Annotated in this window: 24 protein-coding genes; 11 read left to right on the top strand and 13 right to left on the bottom strand. The window is 74.7% G+C overall.

The window, feature by feature from the left end; all coding sequences use genetic code 11:
- Positions 1 to 3: 3 nt before the first annotated feature.
- The 3 genes from ABGB16_RS08230 to ABGB16_RS08220 are packed head-to-tail and all read right to left on the bottom strand — an operon-like array spanning position 4 to position 2,215.
- Positions 4 to 252 carry a MoaD/ThiS family protein gene (locus ABGB16_RS08230; RefSeq protein WP_347667362.1) on the bottom strand — a complete coding sequence of 83 codons (249 nt, stop codon included), beginning with the start codon at positions 250 to 252 and terminating at the stop codon, positions 4 to 6.
- Positions 249 to 1,262, bottom strand: coding sequence for a GTP 3',8-cyclase MoaA (gene moaA / locus ABGB16_RS08225; RefSeq protein WP_347667361.1), 1,014 nt, complete (start codon positions 1,260 to 1,262; stop codon positions 249 to 251). The genes ABGB16_RS08230 and moaA overlap by 4 nt, the downstream gene beginning before the upstream one ends.
- Positions 1,259 to 2,215 (bottom strand): fructosamine kinase family protein, encoded by a 957-nt coding sequence (locus ABGB16_RS08220; protein ID WP_347667360.1) that lies wholly within the window; start codon positions 2,213 to 2,215, stop codon positions 1,259 to 1,261. Before ABGB16_RS08220 ends, moaA begins: the two co-directional genes overlap by 4 nt.
- Before the next feature lie 174 nt (positions 2,216 to 2,389).
- Here ABGB16_RS08220 and ABGB16_RS08215 point away from each other — a divergent pair, with 174 nt between their 5' ends.
- Entirely contained in the window at positions 2,390 to 3,436 is a 1,047-nt protein-coding gene (locus ABGB16_RS08215) for a DUF4192 domain-containing protein (RefSeq protein ID WP_347667359.1), read from the top strand.
- A gap of 459 nt (positions 3,437 to 3,895) precedes the next feature.
- On the opposite strand, the gene fdhD is transcribed toward ABGB16_RS08215, so the two are convergent.
- A complete protein-coding gene (gene fdhD / locus ABGB16_RS08210) occupies positions 3,896 to 4,759 on the bottom strand; it encodes a formate dehydrogenase accessory sulfurtransferase FdhD (protein ID WP_347667358.1) in 864 nt (287 codons plus the stop codon).
- 287 nt (positions 4,760 to 5,046) lie between these two features.
- Positions 5,047 to 5,226, bottom strand: coding sequence for a hypothetical protein (locus ABGB16_RS08205; protein WP_347667357.1), 180 nt, complete (start codon positions 5,224 to 5,226; stop codon positions 5,047 to 5,049).
- Positions 5,227 to 5,267: 41 nt separating this feature from the next.
- Here ABGB16_RS08205 and ABGB16_RS08200 point away from each other — a divergent pair, with 41 nt between their 5' ends.
- The 5 genes from ABGB16_RS08200 to ABGB16_RS08180 all read left to right on the top strand — a co-directional run bounded on the left by ABGB16_RS08200 (position 5,268) and on the right by ABGB16_RS08180 (position 9,504).
- Positions 5,268 to 5,474 (top strand): hypothetical protein, encoded by a 207-nt coding sequence (locus ABGB16_RS08200; protein ID WP_347667356.1) that lies wholly within the window; start codon positions 5,268 to 5,270, stop codon positions 5,472 to 5,474.
- Between the two features lie 503 nt (positions 5,475 to 5,977).
- On the top strand, positions 5,978 to 7,276 hold the full coding sequence (locus tag ABGB16_RS08195) for a hypothetical protein (RefSeq protein WP_347667355.1): 1,299 nt from the start codon (positions 5,978 to 5,980) through the stop codon (positions 7,274 to 7,276).
- A gap of 60 nt (positions 7,277 to 7,336) precedes the next feature.
- A complete protein-coding gene (locus tag ABGB16_RS08190) occupies positions 7,337 to 7,936 on the top strand; it encodes an NTP transferase domain-containing protein (protein WP_347667354.1) in 600 nt (199 codons plus the stop codon).
- Positions 7,933 to 8,187, top strand: coding sequence for a DUF6457 domain-containing protein (locus tag ABGB16_RS08185; RefSeq protein ID WP_347667353.1), 255 nt, complete (start codon positions 7,933 to 7,935; stop codon positions 8,185 to 8,187). The genes ABGB16_RS08190 and ABGB16_RS08185 overlap by 4 nt, the downstream gene beginning before the upstream one ends.
- Positions 8,188 to 8,403: 216 nt before the next feature.
- Positions 8,404 to 9,504, top strand: a complete 1,101-nt coding sequence (locus ABGB16_RS08180; protein ID WP_347667352.1) for a hypothetical protein — start codon at positions 8,404 to 8,406, stop codon at positions 9,502 to 9,504.
- Between the two features lie 15 nt (positions 9,505 to 9,519).
- On the opposite strand, the gene ABGB16_RS08175 is transcribed toward ABGB16_RS08180, so the two are convergent.
- A complete protein-coding gene (locus tag ABGB16_RS08175) occupies positions 9,520 to 11,418 on the bottom strand; it encodes a beta-propeller domain-containing protein (protein ID WP_347667351.1) in 1,899 nt (632 codons plus the stop codon).
- Between the two features lie 88 nt (positions 11,419 to 11,506).
- A complete protein-coding gene (locus ABGB16_RS08170; protein WP_347667350.1) occupies positions 11,507 to 11,965 on the bottom strand; it encodes an Lrp/AsnC family transcriptional regulator in 459 nt (152 codons plus the stop codon).
- Between the two features lie 59 nt (positions 11,966 to 12,024).
- On the opposite strand from ABGB16_RS08170, the gene ddaH reads away from it, so the two are divergent.
- The gene (ddaH, locus tag ABGB16_RS08165) at positions 12,025 to 12,858 is read left to right on the top strand and encodes a dimethylargininase (RefSeq protein WP_347667349.1); all 834 of its coding nucleotides are present in this window, start codon (positions 12,025 to 12,027) and stop codon (positions 12,856 to 12,858) included.
- 64 nt (positions 12,859 to 12,922) lie between these two features.
- Here the strand turns inward: ddaH and ABGB16_RS08160 are convergent, their stop codons facing one another.
- Positions 12,923 to 14,131, bottom strand: a complete 1,209-nt coding sequence (locus ABGB16_RS08160) for an ABC transporter substrate-binding protein (protein WP_347667348.1) — start codon at positions 14,129 to 14,131, stop codon at positions 12,923 to 12,925.
- Positions 14,132 to 14,216: 85 nt separating this feature from the next.
- Positions 14,217 to 15,005 (bottom strand): alpha/beta hydrolase, encoded by a 789-nt coding sequence (locus ABGB16_RS08155; RefSeq protein ID WP_347667347.1) that lies wholly within the window; start codon positions 15,003 to 15,005, stop codon positions 14,217 to 14,219.
- A 132-nt stretch (positions 15,006 to 15,137) separates the two neighbouring features.
- On the opposite strand from ABGB16_RS08155, the gene ABGB16_RS08150 reads away from it, so the two are divergent.
- Entirely contained in the window at positions 15,138 to 15,740 is a 603-nt protein-coding gene (locus ABGB16_RS08150; protein WP_347667406.1) for a bacterial proteasome activator family protein, read from the top strand.
- A 54-nt stretch (positions 15,741 to 15,794) separates the two neighbouring features.
- Here the strand turns inward: ABGB16_RS08150 and ABGB16_RS08145 are convergent, their stop codons facing one another.
- From ABGB16_RS08145 to ABGB16_RS08135, 3 genes are all read right to left on the bottom strand, one after another.
- On the bottom strand, positions 15,795 to 16,607 hold the full coding sequence (locus ABGB16_RS08145) for an HAD family hydrolase (protein WP_347667346.1): 813 nt from the start codon (positions 16,605 to 16,607) through the stop codon (positions 15,795 to 15,797).
- Positions 16,607 to 17,428: an HAD family hydrolase gene (locus ABGB16_RS08140; RefSeq protein WP_347667345.1), complete on the bottom strand. Its 822-nt coding sequence runs from the start codon at positions 17,426 to 17,428 to the stop codon at positions 16,607 to 16,609. The genes ABGB16_RS08145 and ABGB16_RS08140 overlap by 1 nt, the downstream gene beginning before the upstream one ends.
- A 166-nt stretch (positions 17,429 to 17,594) precedes the next feature.
- The gene (locus ABGB16_RS08135) at positions 17,595 to 18,395 is read right to left on the bottom strand and encodes a hypothetical protein (protein ID WP_347667344.1); all 801 of its coding nucleotides are present in this window, start codon (positions 18,393 to 18,395) and stop codon (positions 17,595 to 17,597) included.
- Between the two features lie 145 nt (positions 18,396 to 18,540).
- Between ABGB16_RS08135 and ABGB16_RS08130 the strand changes: the two genes are divergently transcribed.
- The 3 genes from ABGB16_RS08130 to ABGB16_RS08120 all read left to right on the top strand — a co-directional run bounded on the left by ABGB16_RS08130 (position 18,541) and on the right by ABGB16_RS08120 (position 20,359).
- On the top strand, positions 18,541 to 18,972 hold the full coding sequence (locus tag ABGB16_RS08130) for an OsmC family protein (RefSeq protein WP_347667343.1): 432 nt from the start codon (positions 18,541 to 18,543) through the stop codon (positions 18,970 to 18,972).
- 223 nt (positions 18,973 to 19,195) lie between these two features.
- On the top strand, positions 19,196 to 19,543 hold the full coding sequence (locus ABGB16_RS08125; protein ID WP_347667405.1) for a metallopeptidase family protein: 348 nt from the start codon (positions 19,196 to 19,198) through the stop codon (positions 19,541 to 19,543).
- Between the two features lie 93 nt (positions 19,544 to 19,636).
- On the top strand, positions 19,637 to 20,359 hold the full coding sequence (locus ABGB16_RS08120; RefSeq protein ID WP_347667342.1) for an AIM24 family protein: 723 nt from the start codon (positions 19,637 to 19,639) through the stop codon (positions 20,357 to 20,359).
- Between the two features lie 95 nt (positions 20,360 to 20,454).
- On the opposite strand, the gene pheA is transcribed toward ABGB16_RS08120, so the two are convergent.
- The gene (pheA, locus tag ABGB16_RS08115; RefSeq protein ID WP_347667341.1) at positions 20,455 to 21,411 is read right to left on the bottom strand and encodes a prephenate dehydratase; all 957 of its coding nucleotides are present in this window, start codon (positions 21,409 to 21,411) and stop codon (positions 20,455 to 20,457) included.
- Between the last annotated feature and the right edge of the window lie 3 nt (positions 21,412 to 21,414).

The following is a 21,414-nucleotide window of genomic DNA, read 5'->3' as shown; positions in this document are numbered from 1 at the left end:
CTCTCAGCCGCCCGCGAACGGCGGCAGCACGTCGATCGTGGCGCCGGCCGGCAGCGGTGCCCCACGATCATGACAGGCGACGCCGTCGACCAGGAAACTCGCAGCCCGCAGCACGGCGGCGAGGCGCTCGCCGTGCCGTTCGGCCAGCTCGCCGACCAGTTCGTCCAGGCAGCCGCCGGCGGGCACGCTCTCCTCGGCCGTGCCGGCGGCGGCCCGCGCCCCGGCGAAGTAGCGGACGGTCAGCACGCTCAACCTCCGATCGCCGACATCGGGCGGGCCGGCTGGAGGAAGGCCGGGTCGTCGATGCCGTGCCCGGCCCGCTTGCCCCACATCGCCGTGCGCCACAGTCGGGCCAACTCCCCGTCGTCCGCCCCGGCCCGCAGCGCCCCGCGCAGGTCGGACTCCTCCGTCGCGAAGAGGCAGGCCCGGACCTGGCCGTCGGCGGTGAGCCGGGTCCGGTCGCAGTCGCCGCAGAACGGCCGGGTCACGCTGCCGATCACCCCCACCCGGGCCGGCCCGCCGTCGACCAGCCACGTCTCGGCCGGCGCGGCGCCCCGCTCCGCCGGGTCCGGGGTCAGCTCGAACGCGGTACGCAGCGCGGCGAGGATCTCCTCGGCGGTGACCATGCTGTCCCGGTCCCAGCCGTGCTGGGCGTCCAGCGGCATCTGCTCGATGAACCGCAGCTCGTAGCCGTGCGCCAGGGCGAAGCGGACGAGCGCGGGAGCCTCGTCGTCGTTCACCCCGCGCATCAGCACACTGTTGACCTTGACCGGGGTGAGCCCGGCGGCGGCGGCCCCGGCCAGGCCGGCGAGCACGTCGGCGAGCCGGTCCCGCCGGGTCAGCCGGGCGAACCGCTCCGCGTCGAGGGTGTCCAGCGAGACGTTCACCCGGTCCAGCCCGGCGGCCCGCAGCGCGGGTGCCAGCCGGCCGAGCCCGATGCCGTTGGTGGTCACCGAGATCCGGGGCCGGGGCTCCAACGCGGCGACGGCGGCGACGATGCCGACCAGTCCCGGGCGGATCAGCGGCTCCCCGCCGGTGAACCGCACCTCGGTCACCCCGAGCCGCTCCACCGCCACCCGGACCAGCCGCACGACCTCGTGGTCGTCGAGCAACTGCGGCCCGGCCAGCCAGGGCAGCCCCTCGGCCGGCATGCAGTACGTGCAGCGCAGGTTGCACTTGTCGGTCAGCGAGACGCGCAGGTCCCGGGCGACGCGGCCGTACCGGTCGACGAGGACGCCGTCGGTCGGTGGCGCGGCGGTCACCGTTCGACCGTAGCGCGGTCGGCCCCGCGCAGCGCGGTCGGTGGCGTGACGGTCGCGCGGTCGACCCCGCGTAGCGCGGCGTGGGCGGCGTTGCCCACCGCATCGCGGTACGCGGCGCCGAACAGGGCGGTGTGCACCAGCAGCAGGTGGAGCTGGTGCAGCGGCACCCGCTCCCGCCACCCGTCGGCCAGCGGCCACGCCTCCCGGTAGGCGGCCATGATCCGGTCGGCGTGCGGCGGCCCGCCGAACAGCGCCAGCAGGGCCAGGTCCGTCTCCCGGTGGCCGCCGTGCGCCGCCGGGTCGACCAGCCACACCCGGTCGTCCGCCCCCCACAGCAGGTTGCCCGGCCACAGGTCGCCGTGCACGCGCGCCGGCGGCTCGTCGCCGCCGAACTCGCCGATCCGGTCCACGACCTCCTCGACCAGGGCGGCCTCGGCGGCGGTGAGCGCGCCGTTGTCGACCGACATCCGCAGGTACGGCGCGAGCCGCGCCCGGGCGAACCAGGCCGACCAGGGCCCCGCGTCCGGGGTGTTGTCCTGCGGGAGCGCGCCGATGAAGCCGGCCCACTCCGCGCCGAAGGCGGGGGCCCCGGCGCGGTGCGTGGCGGCCAGCTCGCGGCCGAACCGCTCGGCGGCCTCGGGCGTCGGCTCGCCGGGCTCCAGCCACTCCAGCGCCAGCAGCTCCGGCAGCGCCACCACCACCTCCGGTACGGGTGCCCCGCCGGCCTCCCGCAGCCAGCGCAGCCCGGCCGCCTCGGTGGCGAAGAACTCGGCCGGCACCGGCCGGCCCGCACCCTCGGGCCAGGACTTGGCGAAGACGGAGTGCCCGTCGTCCAGGGTCAGTCGGGAGGCGGCGCAGTTGCTGCCGCCGGAGACCGGGGTCTCCCTGATCCGTTGATGGGTGAGGAACGTCGGCAGGTGCTCCGGGTGCGCCCGCAGGTACGCCAGGTCCATGAGCGCAAGGTAGCCGGTGTGGTCCCACCGGTGAACGCCCCCGGGCCGCGCCGGCACTTTCGGCCGACCGATGAACCCTTGCCGACCTGCGCCGATACTCTCCGTGTCTGTGGATAACCCGCGTGTCGTCCACAGGGCCTGCCGGGGCGCTCCCGGGCGGCCCAGGCTGCCCCCATGACTCCGACCGACCGCCCCCGGCTCGCCGTCCGCTCACCCGCCGACCTGATCGCCGCCGTGCCGTACCTGCTCGGCTTCCATCCCGCCGACAGCGTGGTGGTGGTCGCACTTCGGGGCCCGCGGATCGTCTTCGCCGCCCGCGCCGACCTGCCCGGACCGGGCGCCGACCCGCTCGACCCGGCCATCCACCTCGCCGGCGTGATCGCGCGGCAGGGCGCGGAGTCCGCCACCGTGCTCGGGTACGGCGAGGCGGCCCGGGTCACCCCCGCCGTCGACGCGGTACGCGGGTCGCTGACCGCCGCCGGGCTGGCCGTGCTCGACGCGCTACGGGTGACCGACGGACGCTACTGGTCGTACCTGTGCGCCGAGCCCGCCTGCTGCCCCGCCGAGGGCACCCCGTACGACGCCGGGGCCAGCGAGGTCAGCGCGGCGGCCGTGTTCGCCGGCCAGGTGGCGCTGCCCGACCGGGCGGCACTGACCGCGCAGGTGGCCCCGCTCGGCGGCCCCGCCGCGTCGGCCATGCGCACGGCGGTCGCCCGTGCCGAGCGCCGCAGGGACGCCCTGCTGGCGGGAGCGCCCACGGCCGACCTGATCGGCGGACGCACCCTGCGCCGGGCGGGGGTGAACGCCGTCCGCGCCGCCCTGCGCCGGCACCGCCGGGGCGAGCGGCTCCCCGACGACGAGGTGGCCTGGCTGACCGTGCTCCTGACCCACCTTCCGATCCGCGACCACGCGTGGGAACGCACCGACGGGCGGGACGGCGACATCGACCTGTGGACGGACGTGCTGCGTCGCGCCGCCCCGGAGCTGATCGCGGCCCCGGGCTGCCTGCTCGCGTTCGCCGCCTGGCGGGCGGGGCAGGGCGCGCTGGCGGCGGTGGCGCTGGAGCGCGTCCTGGCGGCGCATCCCGGGTACTCGCTCGCGCTGCTCCTCGACGAGCTGCTCCGCACCGGGGTGCCCCCGTCCCGGCTGGACGGCTGGCCGGCGGTCAGCCCGCCCGCCGTGCTCCGTCCGCGCCGCCGCCGCCCCCGTCGCCCCACCTGACCGGAGCCGCGACCGCGTCGGGCGGCTCGGTGGGGGCGCCGATACCGCGCGATGTCGGCGGTATGGGGCGGACGTGGGGGCGCGCCGGTGCCGCCATGTCGGCGACATCGGGCGGACGTGGGGGCGCGCCGGTGCCGCCATGTCGGCGATATGGGGCGGACGTGGGGGCGCTGATGCCGCCATGTCGGCGACATCGGGCGGACGTGGGGGCGCTGATGCCGCCATGTCGGCGACATCGGGCGGACGTGGGGCGCTGATGCCGCCATGTCGGCGACACAGAGTCGATCATGCGGTCAGTCGGCCGATCCACGGCCAGGTCGCACCGTGCCGTGCGCCCGGTCAGGTCGCGCCGTGCCGTGCGCCCGGTCAGGTCGCGCCGTGCCGTGCGCCGGTCAGGTCGCGCCGCGCCGGTCAGGTCTCGCCGTGCCGCGCACTGGGTCAAGTCGCGCCGCGCGCCGGTCAGGCGCTGCCGGCGCTCACCCGGTGAGCTGCCGTGTAGACGTTCATCGTCCGGCCGCGCAGGAAGCCGACCAGGGTCATCCCCGCCTCGTCGGCGAGGTCCGCTGCCAGGGTGCTCGGCGCGGACACGGCCGCGAGCAGCGGTATCCCCGCCATCCACGCCTTCTGGGTCAGCTCGAAGCTCGCCCGGCCCGAGACCAGCAGCAGGTGGCCGGCGAGCGGGAGCCGCCGCTGCCGTACCGCCCAGCCGACCAGCTTGTCGACGGCGTTGTGCCGGCCGATGTCCTCGCGCAGCACCACCAGTTCCCCGTCGGCGGTGAACAGCCCGGCCGCGTGCAGCCCGCCGGTGCGGTCGAAGGCGCGTTGGGCCGCCCGCAACCGGTCGGGCAGCTCGGCCAGCAGCGTGGCCGGCACGGTGAGCGGGTCGCCGGCGACGGCGAAGGGGGATCGGGTCCGCACCGCGTCGATGCTGGCCTTCCCGCAGACGCCGCACGAGCTGGTGGTGTAGAAGTTCCGGGCCGGGTCGACGCTCGGCTCGGGCACGCCGCGGGTGAGGACCACGTCCACCACGTTGTACGTGTTCGGCGTCTCCGCGCCCGCGCAGAGCTGAGCGGTGTGCACGTCGGCGTCGGAGCGGATCAGCCCCTCGGTCAGCAGGAACCCGATCGCCAGGTCCAGGTCGTCGCCGGGCGTACGCATGGTCACCGCGAGCGGGCGCCGCCGGCCCGGGCCGCCCGGCCCGACGCGGATCTCCAACGGCTCCTCCACCGCGAGGTTGTCCGGCCGGCGTACCGTCGCCCGCCCGTCCGCCGCCGCGTCGAGGTCGACCCGGAGCACGCTCCTTCGGTCCGTCGCCCGTCCCATCCCGCCATCCTGCCCGAACCGCCCACCCCGCACACCGGCGACCGCCGCCGGGACCTCCCGTACGAAAGGGCCGGGGGACTCAGGCGGTGGCGGCGGGGCCCACGGACTCCTCGGCCCGGCAGGCTCCTCGGCCCCGGCAGGCTCCTCGGCCCCGGCAGGCTCCTCGGCCCCGGCGTGGCCGGCGATCGCGGTCCCAGCCCCGGCGCGGCCAGCGGCCTCAACGCTGGCGGGACCGACGGTCTAAGCCCGGCGCGGCCGGCGGCCTCAACGCCGCCGGGACCGGCGGTCTAAGCCCCGGCGGGACCCGCGGCCTCGGCGTCGGCGTCGGCGTCGGCCTCGGCGGGCAGGGTGGCCTCCAGCCAGCTGACGATCAGCTCGGCCACGGCGTCCGGCGGCGGCATGGCGATGCCGACCGCGTTCTCCCGCTGCCACAACTCGAAGATGACCCGCTCCTGCGGCTCCACCACCGTGTGGCCGCTCGTCCCGCAGCGCCTCCACGTGCCGCTGGGTGACCCGCTTGACCCACATCGAGCGGTTCATGCTGGGGAAGAACAGCGACGGGCGGTCGCTGGCCAGCAGTGCGGTCTGCGCCGGGTTGCCGGCCAGGCCGAGGGCCGCCGCGGCGATCGTGTTGGCCGTGGCCGGCAGGACCACGATGCCCAGGGACCGCTTCGCGAACTCCGTGGGGTTCAGGGTGGGATCGGCGCCGGTGTAGACCTCGTCGGCGTACCAGGCGGCCACCTGTGGCTGCACGAACCGCTCGGCGCTCGCCGTGAGCAGCACCCGCAGCGGCAGGTCGATCTCCTGGCGCAGCCAGGACAGGTACCCCGAGGTCGCCATCGCGGCGCTGGAGCCACAGACGATCACCGAAAGCGCGTCATCTCGCATTGCGACAGCGTGGCGTGACGGGTCGATCACGGAAATGGGGGAGCGGCCCCATCTTCGACGGTGGGTGTCCCCCGGAGTTTGGGGGCCGCTCCCCATGCCGCGCGGCCCGCCGGGCTGGCAGGTTCTTCCCCAGGCCCAGGCCGGCCCCCCGCACGACGCCGTCCGAGGAGGTGAACGTCATGAAGAAGATCACGATTCGCAAGACCGGTTCCATCAAGCTCACCACGTCTGCGCCGCTGTACTGCACGGACTGCTGCTGACCGGTCCGGCCGCCCCGGCGTCTGCGGCGCCGGGGCGGCCGTCACCGGCCCTCACCGTGATGGAGGACCGATGTCAACCACCCGCCTGGAGTTCCACCCGCTCACGTACGTCCAGGAGCGGGACGATGTCACGGTCGGCCGTGTCGACGCCGCCTCCTTCGCCGTGCTGCCGGAGGACGGCGTCGCGCTGCTGCGCCGCCTCGCCGACGGAATGCCGGTCGCCGCGGCCGAGCAGTGGTACCTGCGCACCTACGGCGAGACCGTCGACATGGCCGACTTCGTGGACGCGATGCGCGAGCTGGGATTCGTCCGGGCCGAGGGGGAGCCCCTGGCCACGCCGCCGAAGGTCCGCTTCCGCCGGCTCGGCAGGGCCACCTTCTCCCCGCTCGCCTGGGCCGCGTACGCGCTGGTCATCGCCGCCGCCGCGGTCGCCATGGTGAGCCGGCCGGAGCTGCGCCCGCAGGCCAGCAACGTGTTCTTCGTGCCGTCCCTGCTCGCCGTCCAGTTGGGCCTGGCCCTCTGCCAGTCGCCGGCCATCCTGTGGCACGAGTGGTACCACCTGCTCGCGGCCCGCCGGCTCGGCCTGCCCACGCGGATGCGGGTCGGCCGCCGGCTCTACTACGCCGTGGTCGAGACCGAACTGGACGCCCTGCTCACCGTGCTGGCGTGGCAGCGATACCTGCCGATGCTGGCCGGGCTGCTGGCCGACGCGGTGCTCTTCGGCACGCTCGTGCTCGCTGCCGCGGCCGACCTGTCCGGCGGGTTGTCCTGGGCGGGACGGCTCGCGCTCGCCGTGGTGTACACCGTGCTCCTGCGGATGTCCTGGCAGTTCTACGTCTTCCTGCGCACGGACATGTACTACGTCGCCACCACGGCCCTGGGCTGCACCAACCTGGACGAGGTGAGCCGGGCGTACCTGCGCGACCGGTTCTCCTGGCTGCCCTGGGTGCGGCGGTCCGACTGGGCCGAGGGGAACTGGTCGCCGCGCGATCGGCAGCTCGCGCCCTGGTTCGCACTGATCACCTGCGCCGGCGTCGGGGTCCTGCTGGTCACCGTCGCGCTGTGGACCGCGCCCCTGATCTGGGAGTTCGGCACCCGGGTCGTCACCGCCCTCGTCGACGGCACCCCGACCGGGCCCGGCTTCTGGGACTCCGTCGCCTCCCTCCTGCTGGTCGCGTTCGAGATCGTGCTGCTGCCGCTGCTGGCCGGACGTACCCGGCCCGGTGCCGGGCGGCCCCAAAAGGGATTCGCTGAATTGCGGCGAAAATGGCGATTCGTCGGAGCCGCGAATCGTTTCCTATCGCGCGAAACGCAGGTCCTGGGAGTTCGCGTGCGCACGGGTCCGGTGACGGCCGACCCGCAGGCGTGACGGCCGACCCGCAGGCGCACGCCGAACGCCGTGCGCGGCGTTCGGCGGTACCGTGGCCGGATGACGGGCTATGCGGCGATCGTGCTGGCGGGCGGGGCTGCCCGCCGGATGGGCGGCGTGGACAAGCCGGACCTCCCCGTCGGTGGCCGTCCGATGCGCGACCGGGTGCTGGACGCCGTGGCCGACGCCGCCGCCCGGGTGCTGGTCGGGCCGCCCCGGCCGGTGCCGGAGGACGTCCGGTCGACCCGGGAACGCCCGCCCGGCGGTGGCCCGGTCGCGGCCGTCGCCGCCGGCCTGGCCCTGCTCCCTCCGGGTACGACGGTCGTCGCCGTGCTGGCCGGCGACCTGCCCCTGCTGACCCGGCCCGCGATCGGGGCGCTGCGGGAGCGGCTCGCCGAACCGGGCGTGGACGGTGCCTGCTACGTCGACGACGAGGGGCGGCGGCAGACCCTGTGCGGCGTCTGGCGGGTACCCGTGCTGCGGGCCGCCGTGGACCGGCTCGCGGCCGCCCGGGGCGGCTCGGTGGACGGCGCGTCCCTGCGCGCGCTGCTCGACGGCCTCGCCGTCCACGAGGTGCACTGGTCCGGCGACGGCCCGCCGCCCTGGTTCGACTGCGACACTGACGAGGACGTACGCCGGGCGGAGGAGTGGACGCGATGACGGTGATGGACGAGTGGGTCACGGCGGCCTGCGCCGAGCTGGGCCTCGACGCGGTCGAGGTGCCGGTGCCGGTCGTGCTCGACCTGGCCAGGGACGTCGCCCACCAGGTGCTACGGCCCGGCGCCCCGGTCACCGCGTACCTGCTCGGCCTGGCCGTGGGACGGGGGGCCGAGCCGGCGGCGGCGGCCGCCCGCCTCGGCGAGCTGGCCGCCACCTGGCCGGTCGAACTGGGCGGGCCGCCCTCCGACTGACCCCCTCCAGGCCGCGCCGTGCGCGACCGACACCCGGGTGCCGTGCGCGACCGACACCCGGGTGCCGTGCGCGACCGACACCCGCGCCGTGCGCGACCGATACCCCGCCCCACGCCGCGCAGGAGGCCCGGTTTCGGGCCCGTTGTCCGATCCTCGTCCGGCTGATTGGGCCCCCCGGCGCGCTGGGTAGGGTGATCGGGACGGACGGAGGCGATCATGTCGGTAGGCCACCCCTCGACGCCGGCCGGAAACCCGCCCGGCGGCGCGCCTGAGCAGGTCGAGTCGATCCTGCTCGACGAGCCGACCACGGCTGACCTGCGGGCCAAGGTGACCGAGGCCTGGCGGGAGTTCGCCCGCGCCCTCGCCGACCGGCTGCGCGAGCTGCCCACCGGGTCGCACGTCGAGCTGACCCTCGACCCGACCGCCTCCGGCACCGGCGACGCCGTCTACTCGATCAGTGTGGACATCGCGGACTCCGGCCGGCTCTCCGCACAGGCGGTCGGCAACGCCACCCTTCCCCAGGGCTACCGGCTGGACCGCGCCGCCGTGGCCGACATGGTCGCGCTGGGCTGGTCCCCGCCCGGGGTGGTCGCCGGCTCCGGCGAGTACTTCGGCCTGGCGGGCGACACCGCCGAGGCGACCCGGATCGCCGCCCTGCTCTCGCGTACCCTGCGCGACGTCTATGGCGCCCCGCACCCCGCGTTCCTGGTCTACCTGGTGCAGGACGCCGACGGCGAGCCCATGACCGTGGAGCCGCTGGGCACCGCGCGCGGCGAGTTCGGCCCGGACCGCGCGGCCGAGACCGACCTCGACGAGGCCCTGACCGCCGCCGCGCAGGCGGCGGAGGAGGACGTGCTGGGCCTGGCGGAGCGGGTCCGGACGGTCGTCTCCACGATGCTCAAGTCCAACGCCGACCAGTTGCAGGTCGACTCGGACGGGGACATCAGCATCCGGGCCGGGTCGGCCATGGTGTTCGTCCGGGTACGCGACAACCCGCCCCTGGTCGACGTCTTCTCGCCCGTGCTCACCGAGGTGGAGCCGACCGAGCGGCTCTACGTGAAGCTCTCCGAGCTGACCAACCGGATGCCGATCGGCAGGCTCTACTGCGCCGACGACACGGTCTGGGCGTCCATCCCGGTGTTCGGCCGCAACTTCCAGGCGACGCACCTGATGCTGGCGGTGCAGGTGATGACCGGCCTCGCCGACGAGCTGGACGACCGGCTGCACGGCGAGTTCGGCGGCAAGCGCTTCTTCGGCGAGGGCGACAAGCCCGGCCAGCGGGACCAGGGCGAGCACCGCACCGGCATGTACCTGTGAAGGGAAGGGAAGGAGTCAGGTCGTCGGCAGCCAGGCCAGTTGTTCGGCGCCGGCCGGGTCGCTTGCCCGCAGGCCGGTGTCGGAGACGGTCCACAGAACGCCGCCGACCAGCAGCGACCGGGTGACCGGGGCGCCACCCTGGTGCGCGACCCGGCCGACCTCCCCGACGGACGAGCCGGTGACCCGCAGCAGGCGCAGCGCGTTGTCGACCGGGAGCGCCACCAGGCCGGTCCGGGCGTCGTACAGGAACGCGTGCGGGTCGAACTCGACCGTGGAGGCGGCTCCCGGCACGTGGTACCTGGCCAGCCGGGCGGGCTGGGCCGGGTTCGCCACGTCGAACAGGGAGACCTGGAGGCCCTGCGTCCGCCCCCGCTCGTCCGCCTCCTGGCCCACCCCGAGCAGCCGGTCCTCGCCCACCGGGTGCAGGTACGCCGAGTACCCGGTGATCTTCAGCTCCCCGGTGACCCGGGGCGCGGCCGGGTCGGTCAGGTCGAGCGAGTAGAGCGGGTCGGTCTGCCGGAACGTCACCACGTAGCCGGTGGGGCCGAGGAAGCGCACCGAGTGGATCCGCTCGCCCCGACCGAGCCCGGTGGCCGAGCCGGTGCGGGTCAGCGTGCCGTCGCGGCGGGTCAGCACGTACACGGCCGACTCGGTGCCCTCGCGGAGCGGCCGGGAATCGCCGCTGGTGGTGGCCACCCGGAGCCGGCCCTGCCACTCCGACAGCGCGTACTGGTTGACGAGCGTGCCCGGCACGACGCCGGCGGCCAGGTAGTGGGGCCGGCCCGGGGCGGCGGTGTCGAACTGGTAGATCGCGGTGGCCGCCGGCCCGGCCGAGATGCCCCACCCGGTCCGCCAGGGCCGGCCGGCCGGGTGGCGCGAGCCGGCCAGGTAGAGGCTGCGGGCCGTCCCGTAGACGGTGTCCGCGTCGGCGGCGACGCTGACCGGGTCGCCGTCGCCGAGCCGGCCGGTCGTCAGGTCGAAGCTGAGCACGGTGAGCACGGCGCTGCCGGTGCTGTCGGCCGTCGCGCTCAGCCGGTCGCAGCCGACCCTGCCGGCTTCGCGCCGGTCGCCCTCGGTCCACTCGTACGTCGGCAGCCAGGCGTCCAGGTCGGCTGCGGCGATCACCGCCCGGTTCGCCGCCAGCCGTTCCTCGTCCGTGGCGTCCTGCTGGTACGGAAAGGTCAGCCGGGGATGCGAGCGGACCACCACCCGGGCCGTCGCCCCGGTCAGCCGCGCGTCGAGCAGGCTCCCGTCGATCCGGTACGTCCCGACGAGCGCCGGCGGCCCGGCCAGGTCCACCAGCAGCAGCCGCGGGCCCGGCTCCCCGCTGTCGGCCGGCCGCTTCCCGCCCATGACCCGGACCCGCGGCGCCGACCGGACCAGCACCAGCGCCCGGTCGCCGTGCAGCAGCAGGCTCGCGGCGGGCCAGTCGGTGGGCAGGGTGGGGTCGTCACCCGCCGCCAGGTCCAGCCGGCCCGTGATCCGCCGCGTCGCCGGCTCCGTCACCCGCAGCACTCCGCCGGTGACCGTGACGATCCGTCGTCCGTCGGTCTTCACCAGGTCCGGCTCGTCGGCGTCCGGCTCGTGGTTGTTCGTGGTCGAGTGATCCGCCCGCGCGGCCTCCCCGCCCGGCGCGCCGGCCCGCGACTTCCGCACGTCGCCCATCGCGGGGACGGGCCCGCCCAGCAGGTCGATCGCTTCGGGCGCGAGGCCCCACGGGCTGACCGACTCGGTCGCCGCCGCCCGCAGCCGGGCCAGCGCGTCGGCGCACGAGTCGAAGGACACCAGCCGGACGGCCCCCGCCGGGGGCGTCCAGGGCTCCGTCGTGCCGCGCGGCAGCCCGGCCGCGCTACCCGCCAGCAGGGTCAACGCGGCCAGCGTGCCGGCCGCGGCGGTTACCGTTCCCCGTGCCATGTCCGGTTCGACGCCGGCCGTCCGGTCACGGTTCCGGCGGGCGCCGACGGATGCCGCGATGTCCCGACCAGGCGGACGTGGTGCCGCGTCAGGGGGTGGACGGGCCGACGCCGGGGGATTCGACCAGCCGGGAGAGCACGATCGTGCTCCGGGTCGAGGTGACGAACGACTCGGCCCGGAGCCGCTCCAGCGACTGCTCCAGGTGGGCGATGTCGGCCGCGCGCAGGTGCACCAGCGCGTCCGCCTCCCCCGAGACGGTGTACGCCCCGACCACCTCGGGATGCCGGCGGGCGGCCACGCCGATCTGGGCCGGAGTGGTCCGTCCGGCGCAGAACAGCTCCACGAACGCCTCGGTCGTCCAGCCGACCGCCGCCGGGTCGACGACCGCCGTGAAGCCCCGGATCACGCCCGTGGCGCGCAGCCGGTCGACCCGGCGTTTGACCGCGGGAGCGGACAGCGACACGCGGCTGCCGATGTCGGCGTACGACGCGCGGGCGTCGGCCACGAGCAACGCAATGATTCGCTGATCTACCGCGTCTATCTGCAACGTTCCGCCTTCGGGAAGCAATGGTTGTGGCTGTTACCAAAGGTGTAGCCTACCTACCCTTGGTCATCGTGGACCAGCAGCGAGTCGCGCGAAAGCGGACATATCTCATGTGCTCGCCCGAGCACTTCGCCGTCGAGTACGCGATCAATCCGTGGATGGACGTCACCACCCCCGTCGACGCGGGCCTGGCGGTCAAGCAGTGGGACCGGCTGCGGGAGACGCTGATCGATCTCGGTCACGACGTGCACCTGCTGACGCCCCAGGCCGGGCTGCCCGACATGGTGTACGCGGCCAACGGCGCGTTCGTGGTGGACGGGACGGTCTACGGAGCCCAGTTCAAGCACGAGCAGCGGGCCGCCGAGGCCGCCGCGCACCGGGCCTTCTACGAGGGGCACGGCTGGCGGTTCGTCGCCCCGAACGAGACCAACGAGGGCGAGGGTGACTTCGCGTACCTGCCGGACGCGCACGGCGGGCTGATCCTGGCCGGCCACGGCTTCCGTACCGAGCTCCCGGCGCACGCGGAGGCGCAGGAGGCGCTCAGCCGCCCGGTGGTGTCGCTGCGCCTGGTCGACCCGCGCTTCTACCACCTGGACGTGGCGCTGGCCTCGATCGACGACGCGAACATCGTCTACTACCCCGGCGCCTTCTCGGCGGCCAGCCAGAAGGTCCTCGCCCAACTCTTCCCGGACGCGGTGATCGCCGACGACTCCGACGCCCTGGCCTTCGGCCTGAACCTGGTCAGCGACGGGCTCAACGTCGTCCTCAACAGCGAGGCGACCCGGCTCGCCGGCAAGTTCAAGGCCGCCGGGTACAACCCGGTGCCGGTCGACCTGGCCGAGCTGAAGAAGGGCGGCGGCAGCGTGAAGTGCTGCATCGCCGAGCTGCGCCACTGACCCCGCGGGTCACCTGACGGCACGGGCGGGTCCCCGCGGAGGAAGGGACCCGCCTGGGCGGGGATCAGCCCAGCGTGGCCAGCTCGTTGATCAGCACGTTGGAGACGAGGCGGCCGTCCCGCTGCACCCTGCGCAGGTACCACTTCTGCTGCGGGGTGCGCGGCTGGTTGAACTGCCACGCCCCGCGCGGGCTGTCGATCTGGCCGATCTTGCCCAGCGCCAGGTTCACCTGCTGTGAGGTCGGGTTCGACCCGGCCAGCCGGATCGCCTTGTCCAGCACCTGCGCGGCGTCGTACGAGGCCATCGCGTACGTGGTGGGGGACACGTTGTGGTGCTTCCGGTACGCCGAGGCGAAGATCCGGTTGGCGGTGTTGTTCAGGTCGGCGGAGTAGTTCAGGGCCGTGACGATGTTGCGGGACTCCGCCTCCTGCACGTCGCTGAGCACGGTGCCCTCGGTGAGGAACCCGGGGGCGTAGATCGGGCCCCGGTACCCCTCCCGGTACAGCTGCCTGATGAACTGCGCAGCCGCCGAGCCGGCGAAGTCGCAGAAGATCGCGTCCGGGTTGCGGCTCAGCGCCTTGCGGATGTCTGCGGCGTAGGTGGTGCCCCCCGGAGAGTCGGTGGGGTTGGTCCAGACCACCGCGTCCGAGATGCGGGGGTCGGCGGAACCGGCCGTGCCGAAGCGCGCCTTGAACCCGTCGATCACGTCCCGGCTGGCGGGACTGTTCGGCGCGACGATGGCGACCTTGCTGCCCGGTGACAGTTTCTGCGCCAGGTACGGGCCGAGCGCCCGCCCCGGCTCGTCCAGCACGTACGAGGCGCGCCAGATGTAGACGACGCTCTGGAGGCTCCTGGGCGAGGCGTTGGAGCCGATGAGCGGGACCCGGGCCTTCTCCACGGTGTCCCGGATGCCCGCCATCACGATCGAGTTGACCACCCCGGTGAGGGCCAGGGCACCCTGCCTCAGCAGGCTCTCCACGGCCGCCGTGCCGGTCTCCGCGCTGTCGCCCTCGTCGGCGGTCAGCAGAGTCACCGGATGCCCGCCCAGGCGCTGGTCGTGGAGGTCCAGGTAGAGCTGGAAACCGTTGGTGATCTCCTCGCCGATGGTTTTGTAGCCGCCCGACTGCGGTGCGATCAGACCGATCTTGATAGGTTCGCCTGCCGGGGCCGACGCGGCGTCGCCGTCGCCGTCGGTGCCGCAGGCGGCGGTCAGGCCGGTGGTACCGAGAGCGGCCAACAGTTGGAGTGCCCGCCTACGGTTCATCTGGGACACCGCGTTCCTTCCGGGGATCTGAGCAGGGCAGATAGGCCCCTCGGCGTTCCTACCCGGTCGGGCACGCTGCGTCAATGCTCAGTGATCACCCGAAAGACCGCACCGCATCGACCACCGTCGGCCAGGCCGCCGACTCCGGATCGATAAGCCCGAAGTGCTCGCATTCCGGCAGCTCGACCAGGCGCGTCGGGCTGCCCGCCGCCCGCGCCGCCTCGGCGTACGCGCGGCTCAACGCCACCGGCACCTGGCGGTCCAGCAGACCGTGCACGATCACGGTAGGCGTCGATCTGTTCACCAGGCTGCGGGGGTCGGCCGCGGCGTACCGCTCGGGGTGATCCTCCGGGCCGCCGCCGAGCAGCGCGGCCACCGCGCCGGAGTCCAGGTCCAGCCGGTACGCCTCGGCCAGGTCGGCGACCGGGGCCAGGGCCAGCACCCCGCCGACCGTGTCCGGGGCGGACGCGGCGGCGTACAGCGCGAGGTGGCCGCCGGCCGAGTGGCCGACCAGCAGCGGCGGGCCCGGCGGCATCCGGTCGCCCAGCACCGGCGCGGCCAGCTCCGGCAGCGCCGCCACCCCGGTAAGCACGTCGGTCAGCGTGCCCGGCCAGCCGCCGCCCGGCTGCCCGGTCCGCCGGTACTCCAACTGCGCGACCGGGTGGCCGAGCGCGGCCAGGGCCGCCGCGAGCGGACCCGTGTGGGTGCGGTCGTACTCGGCCCGCCAGAAGCCGCCGTGCACCACGACGACCAGGGGCCGCGCGGGGCCGTCGCCCGCCGGGAGGCGCAGGTCGGCGATCTGGTCCGGGTGCCCGCCGTACGCGACGGTGGCGTCCGGGGGCGGGGCGGGGCGGCTGAGTACGGCGCGGGGATCGGCGGACACGTCGGCGACGGTAGCGTGCCCCGCCCCCGGCGCGCTGTCGGGTGGAAGAAGGGTTCCCTCCTCTACCGGATGCGTCGACATGAGGCCTTCCTAATGGTCCCGGCGAGCGTCCACGGCACCCGCTGCGCGAAGATGGAACGCATGACCGAAGCGCGTTCCCCTGGACACAACGACGAGCCGGGCCACGACGGCACCGGTCACTCCGGCACGGTGGTGGTGGTCGGCCCGGACGGCCGGCCGGTCGGCACCGTGCAGACCGACGAGGGCGCGGGCGAGGACCCGACCCGCCTGGTCGAGCAGCCGGCCAAGGTGATGCGGATCGGCAGCATGATCAAGCAGCTGCTGGAGGAGGTCAAGGCCGCTCCGCTGGACGACGCCAGCCGCCACCGGATGCGGGAGATCCACGAGCGGTCGATCGTCGAGCTGAAGGAGGGCCTGGCCCCCGAGCTCCGCGAGGAGCTGGAGCGCATCTCGCTGCCCTTCACGGAGGACAAGGCGCCCAGCGAGAGCGAGTTGCGCATCGCGCACGCCCAGCTCGTCGGCTGGCTGGAGGGGCTGTTCCACGGCATCCAGGCGGCTCTGGTCGCCCAGCAGATGGCGGCGCGGGTGCAGCTGGAGCAGATGCGCTCCGGCCGGGCCGCCCTGCCCAGCGGGCCCGGCGGGATGATCCCGGGCATGCCGGGCATGGGCCAGCCGCAGGGCGGCGAGGGCCACGGCACCGGCCAGTACCTCTGACGGGCGGCGCCGGGCCGGCGAGCGGGCGGAGCGGCCCCGCCCGGCCCGGCGCGCTCAGCCCACCCCGAAGACCTTCTCCAGGTACGCCGCCACGCCGTCCTCCGAGTTCGCCGCCGTGACCTCGTCGGCGATCGCCAGGACGGCGGGGTGCGCGTTGGCCACCGCCACCCCGCGCCCGGCCCAGGTCAGCATCGGCACGTCGTTCGGCATGTCCCCGAACGCCAGCACGTCCCGCGCGTCCACCCCCAGCCGGGCGCAGTACCAGGCCAGGCCGGCGGCCTTCGTCACGCCCGCCGCCGAGATCTCCACCAGCCCCGAGTACGACGAGTGGGTCGCCTCGGCCAGCCCGCGCAGCGCCCCGGCCACCACCTGGACGAACACGTCCGGGTCCTGCTCGCCGGCCCGGGCCAGCAGCTTCACCGCCGGCATCGAGTGCAGCTCCTCCGGCGACTCGATCGCTCTGATCAGGTCGGTGTCGGCGTCCCAGCGCAGCGGGTAGTGCGCCTCGTGTCGCATCTCGCGGCTGTCCACGATCTCCACCGCGAAGCTGACCCCGGGCACCTCGGCGCGCAGCCGGCGGGCCACCTCGGCGAGCAGCTCCGGCGCCAGCGGGTCGGCCCGCAGCACCTCGTCGGTGGCCGGGTCGTACACCACCGCCCCGTTCGCGCAGATCGCCGGGAGCGGCTCGGCCAGCTGCTCGTACACCAGCTTGAGCCAGCGGATGGGACGGCCGGTGACCAGCACGACCGGCGTGCCCCGCGCGGCCAGCCGGGTCAGCACGTCCCGGGTGCGCGGCCTGACGGTCCGCTCGTCGTCGAGCAACGTGCCGTCGATGTCGCTGGCCACCAGCCGTGGTGTCTCTCCCATCACCGGGAGAGTAGTCGGTCCAGGTACACCGCGACGCCGTCGTCGTCGTTGCGCAGGGTCACCTCGTCGGCGGCGGCCCGGACCAGCGGGTGCGCGTTCGCCACGGCCACCCGGGCCCACCCGGCCCACTCGAACATCGGCAGGTCGTTGGGCATGTCCCCGAAGACCAGCACCTCGGCCGGGTCGACCCCGAGCTGCTGCGCCACCACGGTCAGCCCGGACGCCTTGTCCACCCCGGGCGGGCAGATCTCGACGAACCCGAGCCCGGCCTGGGTGAGCGTGGCGACCTCCGGCGGGACGATCCGGCGGGCGGTCTCCAGCAGGACGTCCACGTGGTGGTCGGCCGTCCGCGCGAACGCCTTGATCACGTCGACGGCCAGGCACTCGTCGCGGGTGCGGGCCTCGAACCGGTCCGGGTACGGCCAGCTCGGGTGGTAGTCGCCCCACAGCGGGGCGTCGTGCTCGTCGGACGCCTCGACCATCACGGTGAGCGGGCCGACCTCGGCCTCCAGGTCGGCCAGCAACCGGGCCAGCACGTCCCGGGCGAGCCGCTCGTCGCGCAGCACCACCGGGCCGGCCGGGTCGCTCTGGTCGACCACCCGGCCGCCGCCGGCCATCACGAGGTAGTCGGCCGCGCGGATGTCGTTGCGGGTGAGCTCGGCGAGCCGGGGACCACGGCCGGTCGCCCCGACCACCGGGATGCCGGCGGCCCGCACCCGGTCGAGCACCCCGTGGGTGTACGCGGAGACGGTGTCGTCGCTGCGGACCAGCGTGCCGTCGAGGTCCGTGGCGATCAGCTTGGGCAGGCCCGGGCGGGTCATGGTTCCTCCTTCGCCCGCCGCCGTCGCGCCGGCCGTTCTCGGTCGTCGGTGCCTCGACCGGTAGGACGGCGGGCAGCAACCGTACCTCGCCGAACAGGCCGCAACCATGGCTTCCTGACGAATCGGGCACCAACGGAGGGCGACCTCCGGGTGTCCCCGGGTCGGGTCAGCGTGGCGGCTCGGGCCGGGCGAAGGGCACGGTCGGCTGGACGGTGAGGTCGGCCGGGGCGGGCGGCAGGTCGTCGACCCGGGACGACGGACGCCGCGCCCCGCCCCGCCAGCTCCACGCCCGGCCGGAACCGCTCCCGTCGGCGGAGGCGCCGTCCTCCACCGGGTCGTCCTCCTCCGGGCCCTCCTCGCCCGGAGCATCCCCGCGCGCGGCGGCGTCGCCGGGCGCGTCGAGCCGGCCGGCGAGGTGCAGCGCCACCGCCAGCAGCGCGCACGCCGCGAAGGCCATCTCCAGCCCCCGGCCGTACTCGACCTTGAAGCCGTCCTCGGACGTGTAGAACAGCATCCGTCGGCCAACCTCGTCCAGCGCGAACGTCATGGCCGCCAGGAGGCCGAGCACGGCCGCGGCCAGCGCGAGGCCGGCCACCCGCGCGTTCCGCCGCGCGCCGGCCGTGCCGTGCAGGGCGAGGGCGACCGCCGCGACCAGCCCGAACAGCCCGAACAGGTAGCCCGTCCCGAACCCGCCGACGTCGGACACCCCGGCCGGCACCCGCAGGCTGGTGCTCCCGTCGGGGCCGCTGTTCGGCACGGTCATCACCAGCCACTCCCCGGCCAGCGAGGCGAACGCGGCCGCGGCGCCGAGGCCGGCGGGCACCAGGGGGAAGCGGCGGTCCCGCGTCAGCCCGGACAGGGCCCCGCCCGCCCGGCCCGGTGGGGGCCGCTCCGTACCACCCCACTCCACGACGGCCGCCCCTTCGGATCGGTCGTCCTGCCGGGGAATGGGGAGATCCTGGGACATCGGCCACCTCTCCGCCGCTCACGGGCCTGAGGCGAATCATGACACAGGTGGCGGCATCGGCGGGATTCGCGCGGTCTGTGGTTCCCTGGGTGGGATCGGGGGCAGTCGGCCGCCGGGGCGCCGGGCTTTCCGCTAGCGTCGGGACATGCCTATCCGTACCGCTTCCGCACGCTGGCAGGGCGATCTCGCCGAGGGCTCCGGCACGGTCCGCACCGGCAAGGGCGGGCTCCAGGGGAACTACTCGTTCAAGTCGCGCTTCGAGGAGGGCGAGGGGACCAATCCCGAGGAGCTGATCGGGGCCGCCCACGCGGCCTGCTTCTCGATGGCCCTGTCCAAGCAGCTCGCCGACGCCGGCGCCACCGGCACCTCCGTCGAGACCACGGCCAAGGTGCACTTCGACAAGACCGACGCGGGCATGACCGTGACCCGGATCGACCTGGAGACGGTCGGCCAGGCCCCGGGCCTGGACGACGCCCAGTTCGCCAAGCTGGCCGAGACCGCCAAGGAGAACTGCCCGATCTCGCGGCTGCTGTCCCCCGGCGCGCAGATCAGCCTCACCGCCCGCCTCGCCTCCTGAGGCTCCACCCCGCCCCCGCCGCACGGCCGGCCCCGGCCCCCGCCGCACGGCCGGCCCCGGCCCCCGCCGCACGGCCGGCCCCGGCCCCCGCCGCACGGCCGGCCCCGGCCCCCGCCGCACGGCCGGCCCCGGAGGAATCGCCCGCCGGGGCTTGTTCCGTCCGACGTGGATCTTGCGGGTCGGGCGGGGGCGGGCCGGGTCGGCGAGAATTGGGGGCGTGGCGGTGGAGATGAGCCGGGAGCGCTTCGAGGAGCTCGTGGGAGAGGCCCTCGACGAGGTTCCCGAAGAGCTGCTCGGGTTGATGAGCAACGTGGTGATCCTGGTCGAGGACGACCCGCCCCCGGGCGACGAGGACCTGCTCGGCCTGTACGAGGGGCACGCCCTCACCGAACGCGGCTGGGACTACTCCGGCGTCCTGCCCGACCGCATCCTCATCTACCGCCGTCCCATCCTGCGGATCTGCGACAGCGAGGAGGACGTCGTCGACGAGGTGGCCGTGACGGTGGTGCACGAGATCGCCCACCACTTCGGCATCGACGACGACCGGTTGCACGAGCTGGGCTGGGCCTGAGTCTGCCCCCCGCCACCGTTCCGGGCGATGTGCCCGGGTTGCGATCGTCGCCTACCCTCCGGACAGGCACTTTCCCCGTCAGGAGGCACCTCGATGCGCAGCGCGCTGTTCTCGGCAGAGAACCTGGAGAAGGAGTCCGCCCAGCCCGGCATGCGGCTGCAGAACTCCAAGATGTTGAAGATCGAACTCAACGGCGAGGCGATGGCCCGGGTCGGGTCGATGGTCGCCTACCAGGGGCAGGTGCAGTTCCAGGCGCTCGGCTCCGGCGGCCTGGGCAAGTTCATCAAGCAGAAGCTCACCGGTGAGGGCGTTCCGCTGATGAAGCTCACGGGCCGCGGCGACGTCTTCCTCGCCGAGCTGGCCAAGGACGTGCACATCATCGACCTGGAGCCGGGCGACGCCCTCTCCATCAACGGCTCCAGCGTGCTGGCGTTCGACTCCACCCTCCAGTACGACATCCGCATGGTCGGTGGCGCCGGCATGGCCTCCTCCTCCGGCCTGTTCAACTGCGTCTTCACCGGCTACGGCCGGATCGCGATCACGACCAAGGGCACGCCGGTCGTGCTCAACGTCGACGCGCCGACGTACGTGGACCCGCAGGCCGCCGTCTGCTGGTCGGCCAACCTCCAGACCGGCTACCACCGGGCCGAGCAGCTCGGCCTGGGCACGCTGCTCGGCCGCACCACCGGCGAGGCGTTCACGATGAGCTTCGCGGGGCAGGGCTTCGTGGTGGTGCAGCCGTCGGAGGAGCCGCCGGTCATGGGCAGCGGGGCCCAGCAGCAGCAGGGCGGCCTGTTGGGCGGCCTGCTGAGCTGACCGGCGGCGGGGCGCTCCGGCGACGGGGGCGTCGCGCGCGCTCGGCTCGTCCGGCGGGCAGCCGGACCCCGCTTCGGCTCAGCCCTCCCGCGCGGTCAGCTCAGCTCCCCCGCGCGAAGCCGGGACAGCCACGCCGCCGCGTCGGCGTAGTCGACGTCCGAGAGACCGGCGGGCGGGGGGACCGGTCGCTCGGTCGCCCCCTCGGCCCAGCGGTGCCGGGGGTACGACCCGAGGAAGCGTACGTCCGCGCAGACCCGGCGCAGACCCTGCAACGCCTCCCCGAGCCGGACGTCGGCGACGTGCCCCGTGCAGTCGAGGAAGAAGACGTACCGGCCGAGCGCCTCGCCCGTCGGGCGGGACTCGATCCGGGTCAGGTTGATCCCGCGCACGGCCAGCTCCATCAGCACCGACAGCAGGGCACCCACCCGGTCGTGGGCGATGTACACGGCCAGCGACGTGACGTCGTCCCCGGTGGGGGGCGGGGGCGGGCCGGGCCGGGACAGCAGGGCGAACCGGGTCACGGCGTCCGGGTGGTCGGCGATCTTGTCGGCCAGCACGGCCAGCCGGTGCCGGGCCGCCCCGATCGGGGCGCAGATCGCGGCGTCGTACTCGCCCGCGGCCGCGCCCGCGGCGGCGGCCCCGTTGGACAACACGTCGATCACCACGGCGTCCGGCAGGTACGCCCGCAGCCAGCCCCGGCACTGGGTGGACGCCTGCGGGTGGGCGGCCACCGAGCGGACCGACGCCAGCGTCGTCCCCGGCCGGGCGCCGAGCACGAACTGGACCGGCAGGATCACCTCCCGGGTGATCACCAGGGGCTCCCCCTCGGCCAGTTCGTCGAGGGTGACCCCGACGGCGCCGCCGATCGAGTTCTCCAGGGGCACGAGGGCGGCGTCCGCGTCCCCGGCCCGTACGCTCTCCAGCGCCTCGCCGACGCTGCGCGCAGGCGTGCGGGTGCCGTGCTCCGCGGCGGGCACGGTGCGCAGCGCCTGCTCGGCGAAGGTGCCCTCGGGGCCGAGGTAGGCGAAGCGGGTGGGTGGTGTTCCCGGCATACC

This window comes from Micromonospora sp. B11E3, assembly GCF_039871625.1.
GTDB lineage: Bacteria > Actinomycetota > Actinomycetes > Mycobacteriales > Micromonosporaceae > Micromonospora.
The sequence above is the reverse complement of the archived record's forward strand: the minus strand, read 5'-3'. Positions and strand labels throughout refer to the sequence as shown.

Excerpts from the sequence above, each read along its gene's own strand:
- ABGB16_RS08195 (WP_347667355.1), top strand. The coding sequence starts at position 5,978 with ATGTCAACCACCCGCCTGGAGTTCCACCCGCTCACGTACGTCCAGGAG.
- ABGB16_RS08215 (WP_347667359.1), top strand. The coding sequence starts at position 2,390 with ATGACTCCGACCGACCGCCCCCGGCTCGCCGTCCGCTCACCCGCCGAC.
- ABGB16_RS08150 (WP_347667406.1), top strand. The coding sequence starts at position 15,138 with ATGGAACGCATGACCGAAGCGCGTTCCCCTGGACACAACGACGAGCCG.
- pheA (WP_347667341.1), bottom strand. The coding sequence starts at position 21,411 with ATGCCGGGAACACCACCCACCCGCTTCGCCTACCTCGGCCCCGAGGGC.
- ABGB16_RS08220 (WP_347667360.1), bottom strand. The coding sequence starts at position 2,215 with ATGGACCTGGCGTACCTGCGGGCGCACCCGGAGCACCTGCCGACGTTC.
- ABGB16_RS08135 (WP_347667344.1), bottom strand. The coding sequence starts at position 18,395 with ATGTCCCAGGATCTCCCCATTCCCCGGCAGGACGACCGATCCGAAGGG.
- ABGB16_RS08145 (WP_347667346.1), bottom strand. The coding sequence starts at position 16,607 with ATGGGAGAGACACCACGGCTGGTGGCCAGCGACATCGACGGCACGTTG.
- fdhD (WP_347667358.1), bottom strand. The coding sequence starts at position 4,759 with ATGGGACGGGCGACGGACCGAAGGAGCGTGCTCCGGGTCGACCTCGAC.
- ABGB16_RS08190 (WP_347667354.1), top strand. The coding sequence starts at position 7,337 with ATGACGGGCTATGCGGCGATCGTGCTGGCGGGCGGGGCTGCCCGCCGG.
- ABGB16_RS08130 (WP_347667343.1), top strand. The coding sequence starts at position 18,541 with ATGCCTATCCGTACCGCTTCCGCACGCTGGCAGGGCGATCTCGCCGAG.
- ABGB16_RS08185 (WP_347667353.1), top strand. The coding sequence starts at position 7,933 with ATGACGGTGATGGACGAGTGGGTCACGGCGGCCTGCGCCGAGCTGGGC.
- ABGB16_RS08175 (WP_347667351.1), bottom strand. The coding sequence starts at position 11,418 with ATGGCACGGGGAACGGTAACCGCCGCGGCCGGCACGCTGGCCGCGTTG.
- ABGB16_RS08180 (WP_347667352.1), top strand. The coding sequence starts at position 8,404 with ATGTCGGTAGGCCACCCCTCGACGCCGGCCGGAAACCCGCCCGGCGGC.
- ABGB16_RS08140 (WP_347667345.1), bottom strand. The coding sequence starts at position 17,428 with ATGACCCGCCCGGGCCTGCCCAAGCTGATCGCCACGGACCTCGACGGC.
- ABGB16_RS08120 (WP_347667342.1), top strand. The coding sequence starts at position 19,637 with ATGCGCAGCGCGCTGTTCTCGGCAGAGAACCTGGAGAAGGAGTCCGCC.